Origin of the sequence: Nocardia sp. NPDC051570, from assembly GCF_044454005.1 — a bacterium.
GTDB lineage: Bacteria > Actinomycetota > Actinomycetes > Mycobacteriales > Mycobacteriaceae > Nocardia.
Genome location: NZ_JBITDI010000004.1, coordinates 516,835 through 530,101, shown reverse-complemented (window position 1 = coordinate 530,101; position 13,267 = coordinate 516,835). Strand labels below are relative to the sequence as shown.

Here is a 13,267-nt window from a genome sequence, read left to right as displayed (position 1 = left end):
CATGTCGTCGGCTATCCCCTTGAACGTCGGAATCGCGCGCTCGCCCGAGTCCGCTGTGACCGGTGCCACGAAACGGGTACTGCTCGCCGAGCCGCGCGGCTACTGCGCCGGCGTGGACCGGGCGGTGGAGACCGTGGAGCGCTCGCTGGACAAGCACGGCGCCCCGATCTACGTGCGCAAGGAGATCGTGCACAACCGCCATGTCGTCGAGACGCTGCGCGAGCGCGGCGTGATCTTCGTCGACGACACCGACGAGGTGCCCGACGGCGCGGTCGTGGTGTTCTCCGCGCACGGGGTGTCGCCCGCGGTACACGAGGCGGCCGCCGCACGCAACCTGCACGCCATCGACGCCACCTGCCCGCTGGTCACCAAGGTGCACCAGGAGGCCAAGCGCTTCGCCCGCGACGATTACGACATCCTGCTGATCGGTCACGAGGGCCACGAGGAGGTCGAGGGCACCGCCGGCGAGGCCCCCGACCACGTGCAGCTCGTGGACGGCCCCGATTCCGTCGCGGCCGTGACCGTGCGCGATGAGAACAAGGTGATCTGGCTGTCCCAGACCACCCTGTCGGTCGACGAGACCATGGAAACCGTGCAGCGACTGCGGGAACGCTTCCCGAAGCTGCAGGATCCGCCGAGCGATGACATCTGCTACGCCACCCAGAATCGCCAGGTCGCGGTCAAGGCGATGGCGCCCGCCTGCGATCTGGTGATCGTCGTGGGATCCACCAACTCCTCCAACTCCAAGCGGTTGGTCGAGGTGGCCCTCGGCGCCGGCGCGCGGTCGTCGTACCTGGTCGACTTCGCCCGCGAGATCGATCCCGCGTGGTTCGAGGACGTTCGGACCGTGGGAGTCACCTCGGGGGCTTCGGTTCCCGAGATTCTGGTTCGCGGGGTACTGGATCTGCTGGCCGAGCACGGGTTCGCGGATGTGCAGCCGGTGACGACGGCCAATGAGACGCTGGTCTTCTCGCTGCCGAGGGAATTGCGCGCCGCGCGCGGCTAGTGGTCCACGGCCACATCGGCCGGGCTCCGACCGAACCCTGATACCGAATCCGGCTGCGCCGGTGAGATATCCGCGCAGCCGCTACGCGGTATCGGCGAAGGCCCGGCTGGATTCGAAGGCGGCCAGGGTCGTAGCAGTCCTATTCGGTAACGACATCGGGATTTCGGCGATATCAGCTGGTGTGGGGACGATGCCGGACGTCGGTGGGCCGATCGGCATCGTGTGCCCGGGTGTGGGAGAAGAGGGGTTCACCCGGCGCGGCGTACCGCCCGGCGGGCAGTGCCGGTGCGGTGCGTCAGCGGTCGATGCGGCCCGAATCCCGTTCGCGATAGCGGACATTGGGGCGCGGATGCGGGGGGACCTCACCGCTGTAGGGCGCGCGATTGCGGCGCGGCGGCGGATCGGCCGCGGCCGCGCGTTCGGTGCTGCGCGCATAGCCGGAGGTGGGGGAGACGCGCTGCGTGCGTTCGGCGACCTTGCCGGTGGTTCGGCGAGTGGTCCGCGATCCGCCGTCCGGATCGGATGTGCCCGATGCGGGACCCTCGGATCGACTACGGCGACGCGGGGTTTCGGCCGTGGATCGGCTGCGGCGGGCGCGATTGCCCGTGGACGGGCGTGGACCCGTCGAATCGCCCCGGCGGGAACGATCACCGCCCCTGCGCGGCCCGGGATCCTGGCGCTGCATCAGCATCCGCACGGCGCCGACCGCCAGCACCAGCACCGTCGCGAGGGCCATGAGGGGAAACCGGTTCACCAGCGGGATGGCCAGATTCAGCAGGATGTCCTTGACCGAGGTCGAACTGTGCCCGATCAGCTGCTGATAGGCCAGCGGAACCGCGATGAACAGCAGTAACGGCGGCGTCACCATCGCGGTGAACAGGCCGCGATAGCGCACCACGAGCGCCGCGAGCACACATCCGAAGAGGTAGCAGGCGGCGAACACATGGGTCAGCTCCTTGCCGCTGCCTCCGGCATCGATGAAGAATCCGATGAATGTGAACGCCACCGCGATCAATACCGCCGCACCGGCCGGGACGCCGGGCACCGACGGGATGATCGATCGGTGCGACGCGAGCACCTCGGATCGGTCGCGTTGGGTAGCTGCCACGTAAAGCACACTATCGGTAGCGGCCGAACCATGTATCGAGGCCGGGCGGAAGAGCAGGTCAATCGCTGGTGTCGGCGGACTCCACCGCCCGCGGCCACGCGTCCACGTGGCGGATCGTGGGCACATCGCGGTCACCGATCTCCAGATCGTGCAATCGGCGCGCGGTCACCATCACGCGCGACTCCACCGTGGCGACAGTCTGATTGAACGCCTCGACCGATTTACCCAGTTGAGCCCCTAACCGGTCCAGATGTGTGCCGGTCGTGCTGAGTCGCGTATACAGCTCCCGGCCCAATTGCTGAATCGTTGCGACATCGCGGGACAGCGCCTCCTGCCGCCAGCCGTAGGCGACCGTGCGCAGCAATGCGATCAGCGTGGTCGGCGTCGCCAAGATCACGTTCCGGCCGAACGCGTACTCCAGCAAACCGGCATCGGTGGTGAGCGCGGCGTCCAGGAACGGATCGCCGGGCACGAACAGCACCACGAATTCCGGCGACGGATCGAATGCCGCCCAGTACGCCTTGTCCGCCAGCTGATCCACATGGGCGCGTAGATGTTTGGCATGCCGGGTCAGATGTTCGGTGCGCAGCCGGGGTTCGTTCTCGCCGCTGGCGTCCAGATACGCGGTCAGCGGCACCTTGGCGTCGACGACGATCTGCCGCCCGCCCGCCAGGCGCACCACCAGATCCGGCCGGACCCCGCCGTCGCGTCCGGTCGCGGTGACCTGGGTGTCGAAATCGCAGTGCCGCGACATTCCGGCCAGTTCCACGACGCGCTCCAATTGGATCTCGCCCCACCGCCCCCGCACCTGCGGCGCCCGCAGCGCCGAGACCAGCTGACCGGTCTGCGTGGACAGCTGATGTGATATCCGCTGCATTCCGGCGACCTGTTCGCGCAGGCCCGAATAGGCGTTGATCCGGCTGTGCTCGACCTGGCGGATATGTTGTTCCAGCGCGCCGACGGCCTCCCGCAGCGGATCCACCAGCGTCCCGATCGCATGGGAATTGCGCCGCGCCGCATCCTCGCTCGCCGCGCTCAGCGATTGGCGCAGTAACCGCTCGTTATCGTGCGATGCGGCCAGCCGCGCCTCGGCACGCACCGCACGCTGACCCGCCCGCGCGGCATGCCCCAGCCATCCCAATCCCACCCCGGCACAGAACACCAACAGCAGCGCGAACAGCATCGGTGCGGTCATGGAAGCAGATAGTGCCCCATGCCACCGACAAAGTGGCGTTTCTGTGCCAGCTCCGGCCAGGCGGTTTCGACTCTGTCGGTGCGATGCCCTACGGTTTCGCGCCATGCGGATGCTGCACACCTCGGACTGGCATATCGGGCGCACGTTTCACGGCGTCGATCTGCTTGCCGATCAGGAGCGTTCGCTGGAGTCCATCGCCGAGATCGTGGCGGCCGAGCGGGTCGAGGCGGTGCTGCTGCCCGGGGACGTATACGACCGTTCGATTCCGAGTGCGGATGCGATCGCGGTATGCAACAGGGCCTTCGAGGCGATCCGCGCCGCGGGCGCCGTGATCGTCGCCACATCGGGCAATCACGATTCGCCGACACGACTCGGCGCGCTGGGCAGCTTCGCCGCCGCCGGCGGGCTGCATCTGCGCACCACGGTCGCCGATGCCGACCGGCCGGTGCTGCTGTCCGACGAGCACGGCGAGATCGCCTGCTACGGCATTCCCTATCTGGAACCGGAGATCACCCGGGCCGAACTCGGTGTGCCGCAGGCCCGCTCGCACGCCGAGATCCTCGACGCGGCGATGGCGCGGATCCGCGCCGATCTCGCGCGCCGCGGCAACCCGCGTTCGGTCGTCCTGGCGCATGCCTTCGTGGTGGGCGGGGAGGCGACCGGCTCGGAGCGATCGATCTCGGTAGGCGGAGTCGAGACGGTCCCCGCGAGCGCCTTCGACGGCATCGACTACGTGGCCCTGGGCCACCTGCATTCACCCCAGACCCTGACCGAGTCGATCCGCTACTCCGGCTCACCCCTGCCCTACTCGTTCGCCGAACGCTCCCACCGCAAGGCCGTCTGGCTGCTCGACCTCGACGCCCGCGGCCTGACCAGGGTCGAACGCCGGGAGCTGCCCGAGGTGCGCGGGCTGACTCAGCTCACGGGAATGCTCGAGGAATTGCTCGCCGACCCCGCGCACGCCGCGGTCGAGGATCACTACGTCTCGGCGACGCTCACCGACCACGCCCGCCCGGTCGACGCCCTCCGCCGCCTCCGCGACCGCTTCCCCCATGCCGTTCACGTGGAATGGTCACGCCCGGAAGGCAATCCGGAGTTGCGCTACCGTGATCGAGTGCACGGTCGCCACGACACCGAGGTAGCCCACAGCTTCCTGACCGACGTCCGTGGGGAGCCCACACCCGGGGAGATGCAATGGCTGGAACGCGCCCTGGCCGTGGCCACCACCCAGCCGGACACCATTCGGCCGGCCGAAGAACTCACCGCATGACGCACACCGGTCATCGCCTCCTTCGAATCCTCAGCCCGCTCTGTTCCCTACAGCTCAGGGGGCGCGGGTGAGGCTGCACCGGCTGGAGGTGACCGCATTCGGGCCGTTCGCGCAGACCGCTGTCGTCGATTTCGACGAATTGGGTGCGGATGGTCTGTTCCTGTTGCACGGTCAGACCGGGGCGGGGAAGACCACCGTGCTGGATGCCATTGCCTTCGCGCTCTATGGGCGGGTGCCGGGGGCGCGCGGGGAGAGTAAGCGGCTGCATTCCGATCACGCGGATCCGCAGACGCCGCCCCGGGTGCTGCTGGAGGCGACACTCGGTGGGCGGCGGTTGCGGCTGATCCGGTCGCCGGAGTTCGAGCGGCTCAAGAAACGCGGTACCGGATATCGCACCGAGCAGGCCGCTGCCACCCTGGAATGGCTGGACGGCCGCGGCCAGAACCTTTCTCGCATACCGGATATCGGCGAGGAGGTGAACCGGCTGCTCGGCATGAGCGCCGATCAGTTCTTCCAGGTGGTCCTGCTGCCGCAGGGCGATTTCGCCCGATTCCTGCGCGCGCGCAACGAGGATCGCCAGGAGCTGCTGGAAAAGCTGTTCGATACCGAGCGTTTCGGCACGGCCGAGGATTGGCTGATCCAGCGCCGCCGCGAGAGTTCCGCCGAATTGGGCACTCAGCACCAGAATATCGATCGCCTGATCGCGCGGGTCGGCGGTGCGGCGGGTGTCGGCCCGACCGAGACCGTCGGCCCACTGGAGGCCGTGGACTGGTCGCAGCAGCTGCTCGCCACCGCCCGCACCCACGCCACCGAGGTCACCGCGGATCTGCAACTCCGCCAACAGGATTCCGCCCAGGCGCAGACCACCGCCGAACGCCAGCGCCGCCTGCACGAACTGCATCGCCGCCTGAGCACCGCCCGCGCCCAACTCACCGAATACACCGCCACGGCCGAGCAGCGCACCGCCCGCCAATCCGAACTCGACCGAGCCCGCCGCGCCGAACCGGTCGCCGCCACCCTCGCCGAGGCCCGTACCGCGGCGGTCACGGTCCGCCGCCGCACCGACGAAACCCGCGCCCTCGCCGAGCATCTCGCCACCCGACTACTCGAACCGGCCACCGCAGAACTTCCCGGAACGCATTGGGCTGCAACGGATCTGGCGGCCGCCGAACTGGCCGACACCGACTGGGCCGAGGACCTGAGGAGCGTCCCACCGGTCGTGGGCGAACTCCCCGCCTCGGCGGACTCCAGTCGAGGCGAATTGGACTCTGCCGCAGCATCTTCGGGAGCGGACGATGCCAGCGGTTCGGCCGCGGAGGGGTCCGACCATCGCTCGCCGGCGGAGCCGGATGATGAGCCCGGCCTCTTCGACCTCACCCCCACTGCGCGCCGGTCTGTGCCTCCGAATCGTCCTGCCGCCGAAGACCGTCCGCTCCGAGCCGTTGCCGAGGGCCGGTCGACCACCGATTCGGCGGGCCCTGCGGCAGTACCCCTCGGCGGTATCGATACGGCGAATCGCTCTGCCGCCGAAGGCCGTCCGCTCCGAGCCGTTGCCGAGGGCCGGTCGACCATCGATCCGGCGGGCCCCGCGACAGCAACCCCCGGCGGTATCGACACGGCGATTCAGCGATGGACCGCCCACATCGGAGCTTTGGACGAGGTCCGCGCCGACGCCGACTCGGCGCGACGGCTGGCCGCCGATCTGACGGCGCTGCGCGCGGAACAGGCACGAGGGACCGACCAGCTGGCGAGGGCCTCGGCCCGACGCGCGCAACTGCCGGATGCCATTCGGGGTGCGGAGGTTCGGCTGCGCGCGGCGGCCGATGCGGTGGCCGAATTGCCCGGATTGGCCGCGGACTGCGAGCGGTTGCGGGCCGCGGCCACGGCGGCGGTGGAACTGATCCGGGTGCGTCAGGAACTCGGCCGGGCCGAGACCGCGCACGAGGCGGCGCGGGCGGCGCATAACGATGCCCGCGAGCGGACTCTGGATGTCCGGGAGCGCCGATTGGCCGGTATGGCAGCCGAATTGGCGGGTGCGCTGGTGCCGGGCGACCCGTGCGGCGTCTGCGGCTCAGCCGACCATCCGGCTCCGGCGCGTGCCGTCGCCGCGGCCGCCTCCAAACAGGACGAGGAGCGGGCGGTGGCGGCCGAACGTGTCGCCGAGGCCGCGCGCGACCGCGCCCTGGCACAGGTCACCGAGCTACAGCGCCGCACCGAGGTGCTCGTCGAACGCGGCGGCGACGGCGACAGGACGGAACTGACCGCAGCCTTGAACGCGGCCACCGCGCGCTACGAATCCGCCGGCACGATCGCGACCCGCCACGACGACATGACCGTCGAACTGGCGCGGCTGCGCACCGAGGACACCGGCCTGCAGGACCTGCTGCGAGATCTCGAGGGCCGCGTCAGCGCGGTCGCGGAACGCATCCTCGCCGCTGATCGCCGCCTGGCCGAGGTCACCGACCGCCTGCGGGTCGCCGCGGGCGCCGACGGCACCGTGGAGCGCCGCCGCGCGCGCCTGGACGCGCTCATCGCCGACGCCACCGCACTGCGTGCCGCCCGGGTCGAAACCACCTCGGCGCGAGAGCATCTCACCGCCGCGGCGCGGCGCGTCGAACAGTCCGCCCGCTCGACCGGTCTGGTCGCCGACGCGGAAGTGGTTGTGGCCGAGGGAGCTTCGGAGCCGGACTATGCGGTGCTGGGCGCCTACGCGAAGGTGGTCGACGCCGCCACCCGCACGACGCGGCAGCAGGCCGAGATCGAGGCCGAACTGACCGCCGCCGATCGCGCCCGCGCCCATGCCGAGGCCGTGCTGGCCGAACCGGAGATCCAGGCCGCGGCATCGGCGGAGCCCGGTGATCTCGAGGCCGTGGAATCGCTTGTCGCCCAGTCCCGGAGCCGCCTCGACGCCGCCGTCGCCGCGCATGCCGAGGCCATCCGCCGGGTCGCCGAACTCGCGGAGCTGGGCGGCCAGCTCTGGGCCGCGGTGGACCGCATCGCCCCCATGCAACGCGCCCACGAGGAACTGGCCGAACTGGCCGACGTGGTGGCCGGGCGCGGCGCGAACAACCGCAAGATGTCGCTGCGCTCCTACGTACTGGCCGCCCGGCTGGAGGAGGTCGCGATCGCCGGTTCGGTCCGCCTGCGCCGAATGTCCGGCGGCCGTTACGAATTCGTGCACTCCGACGCCGCGGGCCCACACGGCCGCCGCGGCGGCCTGGGCCTGGACATCCGCGACGACTACACCGGCGCCGTACGCCCCGCCAAAACCCTCTCCGGCGGCGAGACCTTCATGGCATCCCTGTCCCTGGCCCTGGGCCTGGCCGACGTGGTCGCGGCCGAATCCGGCGGCCTGGTACTGGATACGTTGTTCATCGACGAGGGCTTCGGCAGCCTCGACGCCGACACCCTCGACGCCGTCATGGGCGTCCTCGACGAATTGCGTTCCGGCGGCCGCGTCGTAGGAGTCGTCTCCCACGTCGACGAGATGCGCCAACGAATCCCCAGCCGCCTACACGTCATCCGCGAACCCACCGGCTCCCACCTCCACACCATCGTCGCCTGACCCTCCCCCGAGCCGCCCCCTACCGGTCGGCAGACCCCCACTCCCGCACCCTTTCTCGCCCTCCGCACCCCCTATGGGCGCCTGAAACGGGTGCGAAGCGCCGGAAGGGGTGCGAACTCCCTCCACGGCGGGTCCCCGGTAGCGCCTCACAGCCGCGCCCTTTCTGACGCTTCGCACCCCCTTTGGATGTCCGCAGGGGGTGCGAAGCGCGAGAAAGGGTGCGAAGCGCGGGCGGATGCGGTGCGCGAGAAAGGCGGCGGATGCGGTGCGCGAGAAAGGGGGCGGATGCGGTGCGCGAGAAAGGGGGCGGATGCGGTGCGTGGGAGGGGGTGCGGCCCTTATGTCCCTGGGGCCGGGGGCCGCATCCACTACGCCGGATGCGTACCCTCGTGCGCCAGCAGCCAGTTCTTGACCGGCAACCCCCAGCGGAACCCACCAAGCGTGCCGTCCGTCCGAAACACCCGATGGCACGGCACGAACAGCGCCGCGGCGTTGCGGGCGCAGGCGTTGGCGGCGGCGCGGACGGCCTCGGGGCGGCCGGAGCGTTCGGCGAAGGCCGTGTAGGTCACCGGATCGCCGGCCGGGATCTTGCGCAGCACCTCCCAGGCGTGCACCAGGAACGGCCCCGACATCTGGCGGACGGTGATGTCGTCGATCGCGAGTACCTCACCGGCATGGTAGGTCTCGATCGCGCGCGTGACCGTGCCGAGCGAATCACGGTGGCGCAGTTCGGCGGGCCGCAGGCTCGGGTGGATGAGCATGCGCAGATTCTCGGCATCGTCGGTCCAGCCCGAGGCCAGCACCGCGCCCTCGGCGTCGACGAGCGCGGTGAACGGACCGATCGGCGTGGTCACCATCGCATAATCGGCGAGACTCATTGCCGCGCACCCACTTTCACTGAGGTTCGGGGCGCGGCGCCGTTCGCCGCGCCGTTGACGCGCTCGGCCAGCGCGCGTTTCCACATATGCATCGACAGATACGACCGCCACGGCGCCCAGCGCGCCGTCTCGCCCAGGTCGATGCCGAACAGCGCGGCCCCGCGCCGCACCACCAGATCGGTGTGCAGCAGGATGTCGGGATCGGCGAGCAGCCGCATCGTCACATAGTCGGCGGTCCACGGTCCGATACCGTCCAGGGCCAGCAGATCGCGCCGCACATCGGCGGCCGTGCGACCGGCATGCAGCGACAGTTCACCGGCGGCCAGCGCGCGAGCGGCCGACAGGATCGAGGTGGTCCGCCGGGTCGGCCCGGTCAGCACCTCGGCTCCGCGTTCGGCGATCACCTCGGGCGAGGGGAACAGCCGCGGCACCGGACCGCTGATGGTCTCGCCGAGCGCCTCGACCAGCCGCGCGGTATGGGTGGCGGCCGCCGAGACCGAGATCTGCTGCCCGATCATGGTGCGCAGCAACAGTTCCGGCGCGTCCAGACAGCCGGGCACCCGAATGCCGGGGCTGAGCGCGAGCCCGGGCGGTCCGCCCGTCAGCGCCTCGTCGATGCCGACGGGATCGGCGTCCAGGTCGAGCAGATGCCGCAGTCGCGCCACGGTCGGGGCGAGGTCGCGCATATCGTGCAGCGCGAGTCCGGCCCGCACATGGCCGGTCTGCACGCTCAGCCGCACGGTCGCATGCCCGTGCGGGGTGCGCAGGCTGCGGGTGTAGGTGCCGTCCTCCCACTGCTCGATACCGGGCACCGCATGCGAGGACAGGAACCATTCCAGCCACGGCTTGTCCAGCGGTTCGCGATAGGGCAGCCGCAGGGTGAGCATGCCGTTGGTGGCCGGCAGGGTGTCGCCGCGCAGCCGCCGCGACTCCTCCCGAAGGACGGTCGGACTGACCGCGAATACCTCGCGCACGGTGTCGTTGAACTGCCGGATGCTGGCGAATCCGGCCGCGAAGGCGACATCGGACATCGGCATCCGCGTCGTCTGGATCAGCAGCCGCGCGGTATGCGCGCGATGGGCCCGCGCCAGCGCCAGCGGCCCGGCCCCGAGTTCGGCGGTCAGCACCCGGGTCAGCTGCCGCTGCGAATACCCGAGGGCCCCGGCCAGGGCGGGCACGCCGCCGCGCTCGATCACCCCGTCCGCGATCAGCCGCATGGCCCGCGACGCCAGATCCGCGCGGGTATTCCACAGCGGCGATCCGGGCGCGGCATCGGGCAGGCAGCGGCGGCAGGCGCGGAATCCGCCCTGTTGCGCGGCCGCCGCGGTCGGCATGAAGGTGACGTTGGAGCGTTTCGGAGTGATAGCCGGACACGATGGGCGGCAATAGATTCCGGTCGTGCGCACCGCGGTGAAGAAATGCCCGTCGAAACGACAGTCGCGGGTCGCCACGGCACGGTAACAACGCTCGAAGTCCAGACCGTTCGCACTCACGCAGTCCACCATGTCAGTCCGAGCGGATCCGCGCTAGCGGGAATCAGACAGCTACCCAAACCTGAGAACGTTTCATGGTGGTACCGAATCGCTATGAATCGATTGCCTGAGGTGTGCTCATCGCCCGTCGTTCGATCGTCGCGGACACGCCCCCGCTCGCCGCGGATGTTCGGCGGGACTTGTCGCACCCGCCGAACATCACTCAACAGCAGCGGTTGGCAGGGTTGCGATCGGCGGCCGCATATCGCTCCCGCCAATACTCCCGCTCGCTCGGCACCGAGGCTTCCGGATGGTTGCGCCGCAGATGCTCCACATACCGCGTGTAGTCCTGCCCGCCGAGAATCGCGTTCACGTACCAGGCGACACCGCGCCCGGCGCGGAGGACGGTCCGCACGACACCGCCCTCGGCAATCCCCGACACGCCGGGACTCATTGCGCGTCCACCGGATGGGCGGCGCTGGGAATCCTGACCTTGCCGGCCTTCGCCAGCTCGTCCCATTCCTGCCGCACCTCCTTCTCGGCCTTGGTGGGGAGGAAACCCCTGGGGCCGAACAGCTTCGAGGGCACCTCCGGCGTTTCGGTGGTCGGCCCGCCGCCCTCGCGCAGCGCCTTGACGCAGACGAGCAGCCCGACCACCGCGACGATCAACACCAGCACCGCGAATACGATCGACAACGTGCCCTGGACGGCCGAGTTGAACACGATCTTGTCCATATCGGCCATGGACTTCGCCGGAGCCAGCACCTTCCCGGCGGCCTGGGCGTCGGCATAGATGCTGTGCTGCTTCCAGTATCCGAGATTCTTGTCGGCGGAGAAGATCTTCTGCCACGACGCCGTCATGGTGACGATCAGATCCCAGACCAACGGCAGTGCGGGAATCCACGCCCACTTGATCAGGCCCTTCTTCACCATGATCACCAGGACCACGGTCAGGGCGACCGCGGCCAGCAGCTGATTGGCGATGCCGAACAGCGGATACAGCGTGTAGATGCCGCCCAGCGGATCGGTCACGCCCATCAGCAATACCGAACCCCACGCCGCGACCACGACGGCCGAGCACAGCCACGCACCCGGCAGCCACGACGGATCCTTGAACTTGCGCGCGGGTCCGCCGAGGTTACCGAGCGTGTCCGACAACATGAATCGCGCGACCCGGGTGCCCGCATCGATCGTGGTGAGGATGAACAGCGCCTCGAACATGATCGCGAAGTGGTACCAGAACGATTTGAGTCCGGTGCCGCCGATGAACTTGTGCATCACCTCGGCCATGCCGACCGCCAGCGTGGGCGCACCGCCGGTGCGCGAGACGATGCTGGTCTCACCGACATCCGCTGCGGCCTGGTTCAATTCGGCCGCGGTGATCGGCGTGCCGCCCAGCCCGAGGGAGTTGGTGTAGGCCGCGGCCTTCTCGGCCGTGCCGCCGGTCACGCCCGCGCCGGCGTTCATCGCGAAGTACAGATGCTGATCGAGGATGCTGGCGGCGATGATCGCCATGACCGCCACGAACGATTCCATCAGCATGCCGCCGTAGCCGATCATCCGCGCCTGGGCCTGCTTCTCCAGCAGCTTCGGCGTGGTGCCGGAGGAGACCAGTGAGTGGAAGCCCGACAGCGCGCCGCAGGCGATCGTGATGAACAGGAACGGGAACAGGCTGCCCGCGAACGACGGACCGTTGCTGTTGCCCGCGAACTGCGAGACCGCCGGGGCCTTCAGCATCGGCGCCGTGATCACCACGCCGACCGCGAGCAGCACGATCGTGCCGATCTTCATGAACGTCGACAGATAGTCGCGCGGTGCGAGCAGCAGCCACACCGGCAGCACCGAGGCGATGAAGCCGTAGACGATCAGCAGCCAGGCGATGGTCGTGCCCGACAGGGTGAACAGGTCGCGGCCCCAACCGGATTCGGAGACCCAGCGACCGGAGATGATGACCAGTAACAGCAGCGCGAAGCCGACCGCCGACACCTCGCCGACCTTGCCGGGGCGTACATACCGCAGATACAGACCCATCAGCACCGCGATCGGAATGGTCATCGAGATCGAGAACACCCCCCACGGGCTGCCGCCGTGCAGCTGCCCGTCCGCGCCCTTGGTCGCCGCGAGCGCGTTGACCACCACGATGCCCAGCACCGCCAGCAGAATCACCATGATCACCAGCACGGCAACGAGTGCCGCGATGCCGCCGACCACGCCGAGCTCCTCGCGCGCCATCTGGCCGAGGCTGCGCCCGCGCCGCTTCACCGACGCCCACAGCACCAGATAGTCCTGCACCGCACCGGCCAGCACGACACCGACGATGATCCAGATCGTGCCCGGCAGATAGCCCATCTGCGCGGCCAGTACGGGACCGACGAGCGGACCCGCGCCGGCGATCGCGGCGAAGTGATGGCCGAACAGGACCCGCCGGTCCATCGGCATGTAGTCCTTGCCGTTTTCGAGTTCCTCGGCGGGCGTGGCGATATCGTCGCGGGGCTTGGTGATCCGGTATTCGATCAGCCGGGCGTAGAACTGGTAGGCCACGATGTAGGTGCACACCGCCGCGAGCACGATCCACACCGCGTTGACGCTCTCGCCGCGCGCGATGGCCAGCACCGCCCAGGCGACCGCACCGAGTACCGCGACGGCGAGAAAGATGCCCTTCTTCACCGGCGAGAGGGGAGAACGGTCCACCACGCCCACGGGAGGTAGGTCGGGATCCGTTCGGAGGTATTCGATGGTCGCCATGCGAGCTACTCTCCCGTGCTTCTGACTA

Annotated in this window: 9 protein-coding genes; 3 read left to right on the top strand and 6 right to left on the bottom strand. The window is 69.4% G+C overall.

The annotated features are described in order from the left end of the window. The first annotated feature begins 1 nt into the window (after position 1). Positions 2 to 1,006: a 4-hydroxy-3-methylbut-2-enyl diphosphate reductase gene (locus ACIA76_RS12625; protein ID WP_397151632.1), complete on the top strand. Its 1,005-nt coding sequence runs from the start codon at positions 2 to 4 to the stop codon at positions 1,004 to 1,006. A 295-nt stretch (positions 1,007 to 1,301) separates the two neighbouring features. Here the strand turns inward: ACIA76_RS12625 and ACIA76_RS12620 are convergent, their stop codons facing one another. Beyond that, entirely contained in the window at positions 1,302 to 2,114 is an 813-nt protein-coding gene (locus tag ACIA76_RS12620; protein WP_397151630.1) for a DUF6542 domain-containing protein, read from the bottom strand. A gap of 58 nt (positions 2,115 to 2,172) precedes the next feature. Continuing rightward, complete coding sequence (locus tag ACIA76_RS12615; RefSeq protein WP_397151627.1) at positions 2,173 to 3,309, bottom strand: DNA recombination protein RmuC; 1,137 nt, start codon at positions 3,307 to 3,309, stop codon at positions 2,173 to 2,175. 103 nt (positions 3,310 to 3,412) lie between these two features. Here ACIA76_RS12615 and ACIA76_RS12610 point away from each other — a divergent pair, with 103 nt between their 5' ends. Continuing rightward, positions 3,413 to 4,579, top strand: a complete 1,167-nt coding sequence (locus tag ACIA76_RS12610) for an exonuclease SbcCD subunit D (protein WP_397151625.1) — start codon at positions 3,413 to 3,415, stop codon at positions 4,577 to 4,579. Positions 4,580 to 4,646: 67 nt separating this feature from the next. After that, a complete protein-coding gene (locus ACIA76_RS12605; RefSeq protein ID WP_397151623.1) occupies positions 4,647 to 8,144 on the top strand; it encodes an AAA family ATPase in 3,498 nt (1,165 codons plus the stop codon). A gap of 368 nt (positions 8,145 to 8,512) precedes the next feature. Here the strand turns inward: ACIA76_RS12605 and ACIA76_RS12600 are convergent, their stop codons facing one another. From ACIA76_RS12600 to ACIA76_RS12585, 4 genes are all read right to left on the bottom strand, one after another. Next, positions 8,513 to 9,022, bottom strand: a complete 510-nt coding sequence (locus tag ACIA76_RS12600; protein WP_397151621.1) for a methylated-DNA--[protein]-cysteine S-methyltransferase — start codon at positions 9,020 to 9,022, stop codon at positions 8,513 to 8,515. Continuing rightward, positions 9,019 to 10,527, bottom strand: coding sequence for a DNA-3-methyladenine glycosylase 2 family protein (locus tag ACIA76_RS12595; protein WP_397151620.1), 1,509 nt, complete (start codon positions 10,525 to 10,527; stop codon positions 9,019 to 9,021). The genes ACIA76_RS12600 and ACIA76_RS12595 overlap by 4 nt, the downstream gene beginning before the upstream one ends. A 190-nt stretch (positions 10,528 to 10,717) precedes the next feature. Then, a complete protein-coding gene (locus tag ACIA76_RS12590; protein ID WP_397151974.1) occupies positions 10,718 to 10,909 on the bottom strand; it encodes a YbdD/YjiX family protein in 192 nt (63 codons plus the stop codon). Positions 10,910 to 10,944: 35 nt separating this feature from the next. Then, positions 10,945 to 13,239, bottom strand: a complete 2,295-nt coding sequence (locus ACIA76_RS12585; RefSeq protein WP_397151618.1) for a carbon starvation CstA family protein — start codon at positions 13,237 to 13,239, stop codon at positions 10,945 to 10,947. Between the last annotated feature and the right edge of the window lie 28 nt (positions 13,240 to 13,267).